Below are 14,112 nucleotides of genomic sequence, written 5' to 3'. Positions count from 1 at the left end.
CTAGCAGGAGCGATTTAGGTGGCTCAATTATGTCCGACGAAGTGGCTCTTTAAGACCGATATATCCACTTTATCCTAAAATTTTTGCACTATATTTATTATTTAAGTTGAAATATTATTTTTTTAATAATATATCGACTGATTAAATAACTAAAACCTCTGCTTTAAGTATTCCAATTATTGGTATTTAGAATATAAAATAACAAGTATATATATAGTCTATTCATTCAAAAATTTTAAATCTGGAATATTTAAATAAGATGAAGAAACAACAGCAATCCCACCGTAAACAGTGGCTTTATCAGTTAAGCAGCTGATAGATAATTTTGTTTCTTTTGTAAGATGGCTTTTTAAATTATCTTTGATATAAGATAATAACTCCGGTATTTTATTGACAAGGGGACTATTAATAATAATTTCATCTGGATCAAATGATGAAATAAGATTATTAATTCCGATACTTAAATATTCAAGATTAGTTAATACTTCATTAGTAACTAATCTATCTTGATTAGTCCAAAATTCAGCAATTTCGTTAATTTCAATAGTTTCCAAACCCTTTTTTTCTTTAATAGTATTGCAAAGTACGTTTAGAGAGGCATATCTTTCTAAGCATCCTCTATTTCCACAGGGGCATTCTACACCGTTTGGAAATAAAATAGTGTGTGCTATTTCACCGAATCTTCCGTGAGTCCCTTTTTGCATCCTACCAAGATAAGTTATACCTGCTCCGATACCTGAACGGATATTAATGTTGATTATTCTATTTTGCTTTGTTGAATAAGTATATTCTCCAATTGCAGCTAAGTTAGCTGATATATCTTAAAAAAATTGTATTTTTGATGAAGCAACAAAATTTGTTGCTTTTTTGTATTTAAAATAAAAGCTTTTCTAACCTTGTGGGGTAGAAAAGCTTTAGTTAAAAATTTGTTATTAATAAAGGATGGTATATAAACTAGTATACTAATTTATATACAGTACTACTTTCAAATAAATCCCCTTGTCTCAAAACATCATTCCCAAAACCTTCATGATTAATCGCATCTGGTATGATTTGTGTTTCAAGCGTAATTCCCGCATATGGTTTTAACTCTTCACCCCAAATAGTCATTGGTGGGTCAACAACATTATGTGTATAAACTACGACTGAATTTCGATCTGTGGACACTTCAATTCGGCGATTTAATTCAGGCACCGACAATATTATTGGAGTATCAGAAGCATTGTCTTGAATGACAAATGGATGATCAAAACCATCTTTTAGTTCAACTTGTTCATCATTCAAACCAAATAAATCACCAATAATCTTACGATCTCGAACATCAAAAGCAGTGCCTTCTACACTCATGAAATCACCAACTGGTGTGCCATCTGCTTTAACAGGGACAAAGGAATTAGCTTCGATTTTAAGTTTATGATTAAGTATTGATTTCGAATGTGATCCATTCAAGTTAAAGTAAACATGATTTGTTGGGTTGAAGAGAGTATCTTTATCTGATTTGGCTTTAAATGTCACTTTCCACTCATTATCTGTGGAATAAGTATGGATTACTTGTGCTTTTAAAGTGCCAGGGAAATCATTCTCTCCATCTTGATCAGTTAAATTAAATGTAATACTAATTTCTGAGTTTGTTTGTGTGATGTCATAGTCCCAATACTTTAAATCAAAACCATTCGGACCTCCATGTAAGTGATTATCCCCTTCATTCAGAGGCAGCTGATATTTTTTACTATCGATACTAAATTTTCCTCGAGTGATTCTCCCAGCAACTCTCCCAATCGAAGCACCGTAATAATAACTTTTTCCTTTTTCAGCTTCCAGTGGGTTATCAAATCCAAGTATCAAATTATCCGAACCAATCTTCCATTGATTAATACGAGCTCCTAGATTGGTGAATGAAATGACAACATTTCTATTCGAAATTTGAATCAGATCATAATCTTTACCTTTATAAGAACCAAAGTGTTTAATTGTATAATCCATAATTAAGTAAACGCCTCCATAATGTTAATTTTAATAAAATATTACAGATAAGAATTTATATTTTTTTTATAATTTTACAAGGTGAACCAAATGCTAGCACATTACTAGGGATATCTTTAGTTACGATACTACCAGCACCAATAACGCTATTTTCGCCAATAACAACACCAGGAAAAATTGTAACATTTGCTCCAATCCAAGCATTTTTTTCAATGACAACAGGCTTATTAAACTGAGCACTTTTTAGTCGTAATTCAGAATCCAAAGGATGTGAGGCGGTGGAAATGGTGACGTTAGGTCCAATCATTACATGATCTTGTATTTCGACGCGAGTGTCATCAACTAAGGTTAAGCTGAAATTAATATAAACATTCTCCCCAATATATGTATTTTTACCCCAATTAGCATGAAAAGGAGGTTCGATATAAGAGTTTTTTCCTATAGAGCCAAGAAGCTTTTCTTGAATTTCTGCTTTCTTTTTTATATCACTAGGTAAAGTATGATTAAAGTGAAAAAGTAAGTCACGGTATTTAGCTTGGTCATCTAGTGTCTCAGAGTTCTCAAAATAAATTTCTCCAGAATGCATTTTTTTATAAATTTCTTGTGTGTCCATGATATCAACCTTTCTATAATAATATTTATATTGACCTAAGTTATCTAAAATCGAAATAAAAAAAGACTATAATTCCTGATTTTTCACAAAGAATAACTTTGTAAATACGACTTTTGTTAATTTGTAGAGGTTTAGTCATGTTATTTGTGAAAAAGCAATTTGTAAATTTGTAACAATTCGATGATGATAATATGGATAGATGTGTTATAATTCTAAATGAAAACGTTTAACTTAACAAGAGGAAAATAGATTTTAGAATAATTGGTGACAGGTTTTATAGTCTAAATGGAGGTATTTTATGGAAGCACAAATTATTAAGGAATTAAAAATGAAATTCACAGACAAATTTGGCGAGAAACCCACATCTACATATTTCTCCCCAGGTCGTGTGAACTTAATTGGCGAACACGTTGATTACAATGGAGGGCATGTGCTACCTTGTGCGATTACTCAAGGGACATTAGGGATAGTTAGATTACGTGAAGACGGTCAAGTCAATTGTCTATCTGAGAATTTTGAAGAATTAGGAATTATCTCATTTGATTTAGAAGAATTGAGTTTTAATAAAGAAGACAATTGGACAAACTATGTAAAAGGGATGATTAAATATATTCAAGAAGCGGGTCATAAAGTTGACCGAGGGTTTGATTTACTAATCTATGGAAATATCCCGAATGGAGCAGGACTTTCTTCATCAGCTTCTTTGGAATTGTTAATCGGTGTGATGCTTGAGCATGAGTTTGATTTAGATTTAGAGCGTTTAGATTTAGTAAAACTTGGTCAAAAAGTTGAAAATGAATTTATAGGGTTAAATTCTGGCATCATGGATCAATTTGCGGTAGGTATGGGCAAAGAGGGAAGCGCCATTTATTTAGATGTGAATACATTAGATTACACTTTAGTTCCAGCTGAATTTGGTGACAATGTGATCCTTATAATGAATACAAATAAACGTCGAGAATTGGCGGAATCTAAGTATAATCAACGACGACAAGAGTGTGAAACAGCGCTCAAAGAACTTCAATCTGAATTATCCATTCAAACATTAGGTGATTTGTCGAATGAGGAGTTTGATTCGAACGTTGAATTGATAAGTAATGATATTTTAGTAAAACGAGCTCGCCATGCCGTATATGAAAATTCTCGTACCCAAGAAGCTGTAGAAATGCTAAAAGAAAATAAACTAGAAGCATTTGGTGAACTATTGAATAAGTCACATGTTAGTCTTCGAGATGATTATGATGTGACAGGTATAGAGTTGGATACGTTAGTAGAGGCGGCTTGGAAACAAAAAGGTGTATTAGGTGCACGAATGACTGGTGCTGGTATGGGGGGATGTGCGATTGCTTTAGTTAATAAAGGAGTCGTAGCTGATGCGATTGAATTAATTGGAACGGAATATAAAGATAAGATAGGTTATAAAGCGAGTTTTTATATCGCAGAAATTGGCGACGGTGCTAAGAAGTTAGAGGCTTAGATAATCAGACAGGAGGAATTTTGTGGGATTAACAATTCAAAAAACAATTCATCAGTTTGTTGATAAAGCGATTCAATTAAACTTATTAGATGAACTAGATTATAATTATTCGGTCAATCGCTTATTAGCTTTATTAAACTTAAAAGAAGCGGGTGCGCCTGAGTCAGCTCAGACAGAGACTACCCTATTAGACTATATGGATGAGTTAGTTCAATATGCAAAAGAGAAAGACATTATTGAAGAAACTCAATCCGACACTGAGATAATGGAAGCAAGAATTATGGACTTAATCACTCCGCTACCATCTGAAGTGAATCATGTTTTCTGGGACAAATATAATGAAAGTCCAGAGGATGCTACAGATTATTTTTATAACTTATCACAACAAAATGACTACATTAAAACACGAAATATCGCCAAAAATATTATCTTTTCTGGTGAAAGTGAATATGGGGATTTAGAAGTCACAATAAATTTATCTAAACCGGAAAAAGATCCAAAAGAAATTGCTAAAGCATCGAAACAAGCAAGTGTTCATTATCCTAAATGTGCACTTTGTATGGAAAACGAAGGCTATGAAGGGCACGCCAATCATGCCGCGCGACAAAATCATCGCATCATTCGATTGGATTTACCGAAAGAAACATATGGTTTTCAGTACTCACCTTATGTTTACTACAATGAGCATTCTATTTTCTTAAATGAAACACACATGCCGATGGCAGTGGACCGAAAGTGTTTTAATAATATCCTTGAAATAGTTAAAATATTACCGCACTATTTTGTAGGATCAAATGCAGATTTACCACGTGTGGGAGGTTCTATCTTAGCGCATGATCATTACCAAGGTGGGCATCACACCTTCCCGATGGAGAAAGCGAAAAGCTTTAAAAACATTAATATCAAACGATTTAGTGATGTTGAAGCGGAATTGGTACATTGGCCGATGTCAGTGATTCGTTTAAGAAGTGAGAATAACAAAGCCTTAGTTGATGCTTCTACCTTTATTTTGGATCAGTGGATTAATTATTCTGATGAAGGATTGGATATTATCGCTTTTACAGATGATGTGAGACATAATACAGTGACACCAATTGCCCGATTTAAAGATGGCAAATATGAGATGGACTTAGTTCTTCGTAATAATCGTGTCAGCGAAGAACATCCTGACGGAATCTTTCATCCACATCAAGATGTACAACATATTAAAAAAGAAAATATTGGTCTAATAGAGGTGATGGGCCTAGCTGTATTACCACCACGATTAGTCACAGAGTTGGAAACGGTTAAAGCTTTCCTTTTAAATCAATCAAGCATTGAAGAAGTGACATCGATCCATCAATCATGGGCAAAAGAAATGTCAGAGAAAACAGAGACAATCACTGAGGAAAACGTTCAAGTAGTGCTAGAGGAAAATTTAACTGAAAAGTTTGCACGCGTTTTAGAAGATGCAGGAGTATTCAAACAGACAGATGAAGGTCGAGCAGGTTTTATCCGCTTTATCGACGCATTGAACCAAGTGTAAAGGGTGAAAGAGATGAATGTATTAGTTATAGGTGGTGCGGGCTATATTGGTTCCCACGCCGTTAATAAATTAGTAAAAAAAGGTTACGCGGTGAGCGTTCTGGATAATTTAATCACAGGACACCGTGAGGCAGTGGATGCTTCGGCTAAGTTTTATTTGGGCGATATTCGAGATAAAAAAATATTAAATCAAATTATTCAAGAAGATTCGATTGAAGCGATTTTCCATTTCGCTGCGAGCTCATTAGTGGGTGAATCAGTGGAGCAACCATTAAAATACTTTAATAACAATGTGGTAGGTATGGAAGTGCTATTAGAAGCCATGCAAGAAAATGATGTTAAGAAAATCATCTTTTCATCCACTGCAGCCGTGTATGGCGAAGCAGAAGCATCGCTAATCACCGAGGCCGAGCCTAAACAACCGACGAGTCCCTATGGGGAAAGTAAGTTAATGATGGAGAACATGATTAAATGGTGTGATTTGGCCTATGGTATTAAATTTGTATCCTTACGATACTTTAATGTTGCCGGCGCACTAAGAACCGGTGAGATTGGCGAAGATCATGATCCAGAAACTCATTTGATTCCCATTGTACTCCAAGCAGCTTTAGGACAACGTGAGGAAATCACCATCTTCGGTGACGATTATAACACGCCAGATGGCACGTGTATCCGAGACTATGTGCATGTAGAGGACTTGATTGAAGCACATATTCTCTCTTTAGAATATTTAAACCAACACAATGACAGTCAGATTTTTAACTTAGGAAGCAGTACGGGGTATTCGGTGAAAGAAATCGTTGATGCTTCCCGTAAGGTGACCGGTAAAGATATTCCAGCTATTATGGGAGAACGACGCGCAGGAGACCCAGCGAAGTTAGTCGCAGCGAGTGAGAAAGCCCGAGAGATATTAGGCTGGCAACCTGCTTATGAAACAATTGAAGATATTATTCAAACAGCTTGGAATTGGCATAAAGCAAATCCAGCAGGGTATGTTGAATAGCTACATTATTCTCATGACTATAAATATTAGCAGAAAGATTAGGAGATGTATGAATGCCGATTTATAAAAAAGACCAATTATTTTATATTCACTCTAAAGATATGTCCATTATATTAGAAGAAAGAGAAGGCTATTTATTCTTAAAGCATGTAGGTAAGAGAATTAATCAATATAATCATTCAAATGCTGTAATTGAAAAAGATCACTCTTTCTCTGCGAATCCAACGCAAAACGATCGAACATTTTCGTTGGACACATTACGTCAAGTCGTTGGTGTTACTGGTTTAGGCGATACGAGACAACCTTCTATTCAAATTGAACACAGTAACAATGAATTATTACAGTTTAAATATAAGGATTATGAAATAATTAGTGGAATCGAAGAATCTAAAAAGTTACCAAATCCATATACAAGCGATGAAGAAGCAGAAACACTTATTATCTATTTAGAAGACGAGATTGCTAAGGTTGGATTGAAATTGTTTTATACTGTTTATTCAGACAGTAACACAATCACAACATTTTCTGAGGTAATTAATCTTGGTGATGAAAATATAAAGCTTCATGAGGCAATGAGCGTGATGTTGGATTTACCGAAACAAGAATACAAGGTTAAAAGCTTTCAAGGAGCATATGCCCGAGAAAAAACAGTGAAGGAAATAAAACTTGAACAAGGAATTTTTCAAGTGAGTTCGAATCGCGGAGCCTCTGGACATAGTCATACACCATCAATTATTCTGAGCGATTTAGAAACGAGCGAAGATTATGGTAATGCACTATCAGTTCAATTAATGTATAGTGGAAATTTTAAAATTAAAGTACAACAAAGTCAATTAGGAGAGGTAAGAGTATTAGCAGGAATAAATTCTGAAAAATTTGTATGGGGTCTTGAATCGCAAGAATCATTTAACACACCCGTAGCAGTAATGAATTTTTCGGATAAAGGCTTTACGGGTCTAACTCAAGAGAGTCAATTCTTTGTTCAAAACCATATTATTCCCGGGCGGTTTTCAAATAAAATTAGACCTATATTGATAAATAACTGGGAGGCGACTTATTTTGATTTTACTAAATCAAAGTTACTTGAATTAGCCAAAACAGCAAAAGAAACAGGAATCGAATTATTTGTTCTAGATGATGGTTGGTTTGGAGATCGACGTGATGATTTTAGAGCGTTGGGAGACTGGAACGTGAATGAAGAGAAGTTAAATGGATCACTTAAAGAATTAATTACCGAAGTAAAAGATTTAGGATTACAGTTCGGACTTTGGGTAGAGCCAGAAATGATATCTGAAGAAAGTAATTTATATCGAGAACATCCTGAATGGGTCATTCAAGCTCCAGGACGAAAACATACGTATTCTAGAAGCCAACTTGTATTGGATTTATCTAATAAAGAAGTGGTGAAGTATATTAAAGAAACACTTGATTATATTCTAGCGAATCATGATATTGATTATATTAAGTGGGATATGAATCGAAATATAACAAATATTGGTAATGGAAGTAGCTTCATCGAAACAATGCAACAATCACATAAGTATATGTTGAATCTTTATGAAATAACGGAATATATCACGAATAAATACCCAACGGTTCTATTTGAAAGTTGTGCAGGTGGTGGTGGGAGAAATGATTTAGGAATGATGAGATACTTCCCACAAGTATGGGCAAGTGATAATACTGATGCGATTGATCGATTAGCGATTCAATACGGATCAAGTTACTTATACCCTACCATATCCATGGGTGCGCATGTATCAGTAGCACCAAACCATCAAGTAAATAGAAGCACACCTTTAGAAACACGCGGAGATGTTGCAATGATGGGGAACCTAGGATATGAATTGGACTTGACAAGCCTTTCGAGCAAAGAAATTGATAGTGTTAAAGAACAAATTGCACGATATAAAACTATACGTCATACAGTACAATTAGGTAAACAATATCGTTTAATTAACCCAGGATTAAGCTCAAATGAAACCGCTGTTCAATTTGTGAAAGATGGACAAGTTGTTGTAACTTATGTTCGAATACTTTCTATGATTGAACAAATGGAGACTACTATTAAACTAAAAGGATTAGAACCAGATGGATTTTATCAATTAAATGATAACCAAACTATTTATTCTGGAGCAGAGTTAATGTACGGCGGATTGACAATAGATTTACCTGCGGGTGATTTTTTAAGTAAGCAATTAATTTTTAATAAAATAAAAAATTAAAAATGAAAACAGACAATAGCCGAAGCCCATCAAACTTCGGTGATTGTCTATTATAATTAAATTATTTTCTCTACGTTATTAATGCGTTTGAATTCAGTAGGACTAACTCCATAAGTTGATTTAAAAGCTTTTGAAAAATGAAGTTGATCATCGTAGCCGGTCTCTTTTGCAATAATATTAATAGGTTTAGGTGTATGAAGAAGTAAATCTATCGCCTTATTCATCCGTTTTTGTATTAGAAATTCTTGAGGTGAAATATTATAAGTATCTTTAAATAATTTATATAAGTAACTTCTGCTAATCCCAATATAAGAAGCAATTTCATTAATTGTAATTTGCTTATGATAATTAATGCTAATATATTCATATGCGATTTCATCGTAACCTTGCTCTGTTAAAATTGTTTGTTTATTTGAAGGGAATTCAGTACTTAATGCATATAGAAGTTGATATATATGTGAATGATACCAAAATAAATTTATGTCATTCTCATCAGTATTCAAAGTATATAGACAAATGTTTTTTATGATTTCAGGAATCATGCTATCATTTGGATATTCTATAATAGGCTGCTTTTCAATTGATGTATATTTGATAAATTTATAAAACTCATTACCACCAAAGCCAACCCAATAAGTCTTCCATGGATTATCTTTATCTGCATAATAAGTAACATGTTGTCCTTGTCTTATAATAAATCCTTCATTAGCAGATAAATTATAAGTTTTATCATCAACTATAAAAACGCCCTTACCTTCTTCAATGAAGTGTATTACAAAATTTTGATACACTTTGTATGAATAAAATTGATCAGATTTAAATTGTTGAATGCCACATTCGTCTATTCTTATGTCATAGTCATCTATTTTAAAATGTTTCCATAGTTCTCGCAAAAAGGTACCCCCTAGTTAACATATTTCCATACTTTATAAACATTATATCATATAAAACATCTTTAAATAGGTTATAATTAAATCATGTTAAGCGTTTTCATTAAAAGGTTAGAAAAGGAGAAAAACATGAAGAAAAAATGGTTTATTTCAAAAGTACTAATGGTTTTCACAATGTTACTAAGTCTTTTCGTAGGTATCGGTAATCCGACGGTAAAAGCACAAACGGAATTAACAGCTTGGGCTTGGGATCCTCAATTTAATATTCGTGCTTTAGAAATTGCACAAGACATTTATGCAGATGAGAATCCAGATGTATCAATTAATATCGTAGAGAGTGCACAAGATGATATTGTTCAAAGACTAAACACTTCGCTTAGTTCAGGAGTAACTGATGGTTTACCTAACATTGTTCTAATTGAAGATTACCGCGCACAAAGTTTCTTAAAAGCATATCCAGATGCATTTTTCCCATTAACTGATTATATCAATACAGACGATTTTGCTTCTTACAAAACAGAGGCGACTTCAAGTGGTGATCAATTATATGGTATACCTTTTGATACTGGTGTAACTGGGTTGTACATTAGAACTGATTTATTGGAAGAAGCAGGTTATACATTAGAAGATGTGACAGATATTACTTGGGCAGAGTTACATGAAGTAGGAAAAGGAATTCAAGAAGCAACGGATGTTAAGTTACTTTCTATGGATTTAAATGACTTAGGTCTGATCAGAGCAATGATTAACGGAAGTGGGTCATGGTATACAACAGAAGACGGAACGACACCAAATATTAGTGGTAATGAAGCATTAAAAGAAGCTTTTGAAACTTTTAAAGCTATGTATGACGATGGTTTAATTAATGTACATAATGACTGGGCCCAAATGCTTCAAGCATTTAATGGTGGTTTAGTCGCTAGTGTCCCTCAAGGAAACTGGATTACTCCATCTATTACTGCACAGGAAGATCAAGCAGGAAATTGGGCAGTAGTACCATGGCCTAGACAAGAACTTGAAGGTGCAGTTAATGCTTCTAACTTAGGTGGATCATCTTTCTATGTGTTAAATACTGAAGGTGCTGAAGAGGCAGCTAAATTTTTAGCAGCAACAGTAGGGTCTAGTGAAGAATTTTACGAACAAGTAATGAATGAAATCGGTGCTGTAGGAACGTACTTACCAGTACTTGAAACTGACACTTATGATGTTGAAGTAGAGTACTTTGGTGGTCAACAAATTTACAAGAATTTTGCGGAATGGTCTGAAGAAATTCCAGCAGTAAATTACGGTGAGAACACTTATGCAATTGAAGATATTATGGTTTCTGCATTGCAAGAGTTTATCTCTGGTGGAGACATTGACCAAGTCTTTGAAAACGCACAGCAACAAGCCGAAAATCAACTACAATAGACTCAGTATTCTAAATATATAAAAAATGAAGCGATGCTGTGAATTAATACACAGTATCGCTTCACTTTATCTAAAAGTTAGGAGTAATTACATGAGTAATAGCAAAAGAAATAAAATTATGGGTTGGGCATTTATTATTATACCCACATTATTAATAACTTTATTTTATTTTTATCCAATGTTTCGATCGTTTATACTTTCGTTGAATAGTGGAGCAGGGGTGAACTTAGAATTTGTAGGTTTAGATAACTATAAACGATTAATGAATGACCCAGTATTTAAAAAGGCATTTTTCAATACAATTATATTTCTAATTTTTCAAGTTCCAATAATGATTGTTCTAGCAATGTTCTTTTCTGTATTACTAAATCAGAAGAGATTAAAAATGCGAGGGTTCTTTAGAACTCTAGTTTTCCTACCTTCTGTTACTTCATTGGTAGCATACTCATTAGTGTTTAAATATTTATTCTCAAATAATGGAGTGATTAATCAATTACTGATGTCTCTGAATTTAGTAGACAATCCAATTCTTTGGTTATCACATCCAGTATGGGCAAAGGTAGTTATTATTATCGCCATTACATGGCGTTGGACCGGTTATAATATGATATTTTTCCTATCAGCTTTACAAAATATAGATCCTCAAGTATATGAGGCTGCAGATATTGATGGAGCAAACCCAATTCAAAAATTCTTTAAAATAACGGTACCATTATTAAAACCAGTGATTCTATTTACATCAATTACATCTACAATTGGTACACTTCAACTGTTCGATGAAACAATGAATATTACCCAAGGTGGACCAGGTGATGCAACTTTAACTGTATCCCAATACATCTATAATTTAAGTTTCAAGTATACTCCAGACTTTGGTTATGCATCAGCAGTTTCATTTGTAATCGCTGTAGTAATCATAGTATTGTCATTAATTCAATTGAAAGTAGGTAATAGAGATGACTAAAAGAGTACTAACATATATTTTCCTAATAGTTATGTCAGTTATATTTGCTTTCCCATTCTACTTCTTAATTGTAAGTGCAACGAATGTAAGTATGGATGTAACAAGCGGTAGATTATTACCGGGAGCTGCGTTAGTTGAGAATTGGCAAAAATTAATTGCACAAACAGACTTATTAACCGCATTTAAAAATTCAAGTATTATCGCATTTTTTCAAACTGTATTATCTTTACTATTAGGATCAATGGCCGGGTATGGTTTTGAGATTTATAGAAGTAAGGTTTCAGATTTTGTATTTAATATTTTATTAGCTTCAATGATGATTCCATTCGCTGCTTTAATTATTCCATTATTCCAATTATTCGGTTTATTATCAAATGTAAGTCCACTAATCGGAATAAATTCATATGCTTCCGTATACTTACCATATATATCTACTGCTTTTCTAATCTTTTTCTTTAGACAAAATACAAAAATGTTCTCTAGAGAATTGCTTGAAGCAGGACGAATTGATGGGTTATCTGAATTTGGCTTATTCTTCCGAGTTTATATGCCAACAATGAAGAATACTTTTGCTGCTGCTGCGATTATTACATTTATGAATAGTTGGAACAATTACATTTGGCCACTGATTACATTGCAAACGCCAGATAAACAAACTGTTCCTTTACTATTATCGAATTTAGGATCTAGTTATTCACCAGACTATGGTGTGATGATGTTGGCGATTTTAGTTTCGATGATACCAACAGTAATCATATTCTTTGTTCTGCAAAAATATTTTGTAGCAGGTATGTTAGGCTCAGTAAAATAATATAACGAAGATCGCGAAAGGAAGAATAAAATGGTAAATATAAATTTAAATAGTGTACACAAAAAATATGAGAATGCAGATAATTATTCTGTAACAGATTTTAATATTGACATAAAAGATCATGAATTTATTGTGTTTGTAGGTCCGTCAGGTTGTGGAAAGTCTACAACTCTAAGAATGATTGCGGGATTAGAAGATATCACTAAAGGTGATTTGTTAATCGATGGTAAGAAAATGAATGATGTGCCTTCGAAAGATAGAGGAATCGCTATGGTATTCCAAAATTATGCATTATATCCGCATATGACAGTATATGATAATATGGCCTTTGCATTAAAGTTAAGAAAACACGATAAAAAAGATATTGATAAACGAGTAAAAAATGCAGCGGATATTCTAGGATTAAATGATTATCTTAAACGAAAGCCAGCAGCATTGTCAGGTGGACAAAGACAAAGGGTTGCTTTAGGTCGGGCGATTGTTCGTGATGCAGAAGTGTTTCTAATGGATGAGCCACTATCGAACTTAGATGCTAAATTACGTGTACAGATGAGGACAGAAATCGCTAGATTACATAAGCGGTTAAATACAACTACAATTTATGTTACACATGATCAGACCGAAGCGATGACAATGGCTGATCGGATTGTTATCATGAAAGATGGATTTATTCAACAAATTGGATCGCCAATGGATGTTTATAATAAGCCTGATAACGTGTTTGTTGCTGGCTTTATAGGTTCACCTGCAATGAACTTTTTTAGAGTAAAATACACAGATGGAATTATAGACTTAGGTAATGGAGATCAACTTCAGACAACAGGACCTCAAAGAAAGTTATTAGAAGACCGTGGTTATAATGGAAAAGAACTTACCTTTGGAATTCGACCAGAAGACATTCAGTCGGAGCAAATATTTTTAGATGCAAATCCAGAGTCGATTATAGAATCACAAGTAACTGTATCAGAAGTTTTAGGATCAGAAACGATGCTTTATTTAGAACATGGCCCTCATAATTTTGTAGCAAAAGTTGATACAAGAGACTATCATGCCCCAGGCGAAATGGTTGAACTTGGATTTAATATGAATAAAGCTCATTTCTTTGATGTTGATACAGAGGAAGTAATTCGTTTATAATAAATATAATCAATTCTTTTCATTGAAACTAAATATGTATATAAAAAGGCGCTATCGCCTTTTTTTGTTCCATTA

Annotated in this window: 12 protein-coding genes; 8 read left to right on the top strand and 4 right to left on the bottom strand. The window is 33.6% G+C overall.

Features of this window, described 5'->3' with window-relative positions; translation table 11 throughout:
• Positions 1-218 precede the first annotated feature (218 nt).
• The 3 genes from ACFO5Y_RS10400 to ACFO5Y_RS10390 all read right to left on the bottom strand — a co-directional run bounded on the left by ACFO5Y_RS10400 (position 219) and on the right by ACFO5Y_RS10390 (position 2,596).
• The gene (locus ACFO5Y_RS10400) at positions 219-818 is read right to left on the bottom strand and encodes an ROK family protein (protein WP_197104650.1); all 600 of its coding nucleotides are present in this window, start codon (positions 816-818) and stop codon (positions 219-221) included.
• Positions 819-954: 136 nt separating this feature from the next.
• Positions 955-1,983 (bottom strand): aldose epimerase family protein, encoded by a 1,029-nt coding sequence (locus ACFO5Y_RS10395; RefSeq protein WP_197104594.1) that lies wholly within the window; start codon positions 1,981-1,983, stop codon positions 955-957.
• A 55-nt stretch (positions 1,984-2,038) separates the two neighbouring features.
• Positions 2,039-2,596: a sugar O-acetyltransferase gene (locus ACFO5Y_RS10390; protein ID WP_197104595.1), complete on the bottom strand. Its 558-nt coding sequence runs from the start codon at positions 2,594-2,596 to the stop codon at positions 2,039-2,041.
• A gap of 298 nt (positions 2,597-2,894) precedes the next feature.
• On the opposite strand from ACFO5Y_RS10390, the gene ACFO5Y_RS10385 reads away from it, so the two are divergent.
• From ACFO5Y_RS10385 to ACFO5Y_RS10370, 4 genes are read left to right on the top strand one after another with little or no spacing between them, the layout of a single operon-like run.
• Positions 2,895-4,073: a galactokinase gene (locus ACFO5Y_RS10385; RefSeq protein WP_197104596.1), complete on the top strand. Its 1,179-nt coding sequence runs from the start codon at positions 2,895-2,897 to the stop codon at positions 4,071-4,073.
• A 22-nt stretch (positions 4,074-4,095) separates the two neighbouring features.
• Positions 4,096-5,598 carry a UDP-glucose--hexose-1-phosphate uridylyltransferase gene (gene galT / locus ACFO5Y_RS10380; RefSeq protein ID WP_331459524.1) on the top strand — a complete coding sequence of 501 codons (1,503 nt, stop codon included), beginning with the start codon at positions 4,096-4,098 and terminating at the stop codon, positions 5,596-5,598.
• Positions 5,599-5,610: 12 nt separating this feature from the next.
• The gene (gene galE / locus ACFO5Y_RS10375; RefSeq protein WP_197104597.1) at positions 5,611-6,600 is read left to right on the top strand and encodes a UDP-glucose 4-epimerase GalE; all 990 of its coding nucleotides are present in this window, start codon (positions 5,611-5,613) and stop codon (positions 6,598-6,600) included.
• A 53-nt stretch (positions 6,601-6,653) separates the two neighbouring features.
• Positions 6,654-8,825, top strand: a complete 2,172-nt coding sequence (locus ACFO5Y_RS10370; protein WP_197104598.1) for an alpha-galactosidase — start codon at positions 6,654-6,656, stop codon at positions 8,823-8,825.
• A 56-nt stretch (positions 8,826-8,881) separates the two neighbouring features.
• Here the strand turns inward: ACFO5Y_RS10370 and ACFO5Y_RS10365 are convergent, their stop codons facing one another.
• Positions 8,882-9,718, bottom strand: a complete 837-nt coding sequence (locus tag ACFO5Y_RS10365) for an AraC family transcriptional regulator (RefSeq protein ID WP_197104599.1) — start codon at positions 9,716-9,718, stop codon at positions 8,882-8,884.
• Between the two features lie 126 nt (positions 9,719-9,844).
• Between ACFO5Y_RS10365 and ACFO5Y_RS10360 the strand changes: the two genes are divergently transcribed.
• From ACFO5Y_RS10360 to ACFO5Y_RS10345, 4 genes are all read left to right on the top strand, one after another.
• Entirely contained in the window at positions 9,845-11,125 is a 1,281-nt protein-coding gene (locus ACFO5Y_RS10360; protein ID WP_197104600.1) for an ABC transporter substrate-binding protein, read from the top strand.
• Between the two features lie 91 nt (positions 11,126-11,216).
• On the top strand, positions 11,217-12,089 hold the full coding sequence (locus ACFO5Y_RS10355; RefSeq protein WP_197104601.1) for a carbohydrate ABC transporter permease: 873 nt from the start codon (positions 11,217-11,219) through the stop codon (positions 12,087-12,089).
• Positions 12,082-12,900: a carbohydrate ABC transporter permease gene (locus tag ACFO5Y_RS10350; RefSeq protein ID WP_197104602.1), complete on the top strand. Its 819-nt coding sequence runs from the start codon at positions 12,082-12,084 to the stop codon at positions 12,898-12,900. Before ACFO5Y_RS10355 ends, ACFO5Y_RS10350 begins: the two co-directional genes overlap by 8 nt.
• A 30-nt stretch (positions 12,901-12,930) precedes the next feature.
• Positions 12,931-14,037, top strand: a complete 1,107-nt coding sequence (locus ACFO5Y_RS10345) for an ABC transporter ATP-binding protein (RefSeq protein WP_197104603.1) — start codon at positions 12,931-12,933, stop codon at positions 14,035-14,037.
• The last annotated feature ends 75 nt before the right edge of the window (positions 14,038-14,112 follow it).

The sequence above is a fragment of the Ruoffia tabacinasalis genome, assembly GCF_042652985.1.
In the GTDB taxonomy this organism is placed as follows: domain Bacteria; phylum Bacillota; class Bacilli; order Lactobacillales; family Aerococcaceae; genus Ruoffia; species Ruoffia tabacinasalis.
This window is presented reverse-complemented; position numbering and strand designations above follow the sequence as displayed.

Coding starts and splice junctions, on each gene's coding strand:
- ACFO5Y_RS10360 (WP_197104600.1), top strand. CDS start 9,845: ATGAAGAAAAAATGGTTTATTTCAAAAGTACTAATGGTTTTCACAATG.
- ACFO5Y_RS10355 (WP_197104601.1), top strand. CDS start 11,217: ATGAGTAATAGCAAAAGAAATAAAATTATGGGTTGGGCATTTATTATT.
- ACFO5Y_RS10370 (WP_197104598.1), top strand. CDS start 6,654: ATGCCGATTTATAAAAAAGACCAATTATTTTATATTCACTCTAAAGAT.
- ACFO5Y_RS10350 (WP_197104602.1), top strand. CDS start 12,082: ATGACTAAAAGAGTACTAACATATATTTTCCTAATAGTTATGTCAGTT.
- ACFO5Y_RS10395 (WP_197104594.1), bottom strand. CDS start 1,983: ATGGATTATACAATTAAACACTTTGGTTCTTATAAAGGTAAAGATTAT.
- galE (WP_197104597.1), top strand. CDS start 5,611: ATGAATGTATTAGTTATAGGTGGTGCGGGCTATATTGGTTCCCACGCC.
- ACFO5Y_RS10385 (WP_197104596.1), top strand. CDS start 2,895: ATGGAAGCACAAATTATTAAGGAATTAAAAATGAAATTCACAGACAAA.
- ACFO5Y_RS10390 (WP_197104595.1), bottom strand. CDS start 2,596: ATGGACACACAAGAAATTTATAAAAAAATGCATTCTGGAGAAATTTAT.
- ACFO5Y_RS10345 (WP_197104603.1), top strand. CDS start 12,931: ATGGTAAATATAAATTTAAATAGTGTACACAAAAAATATGAGAATGCA.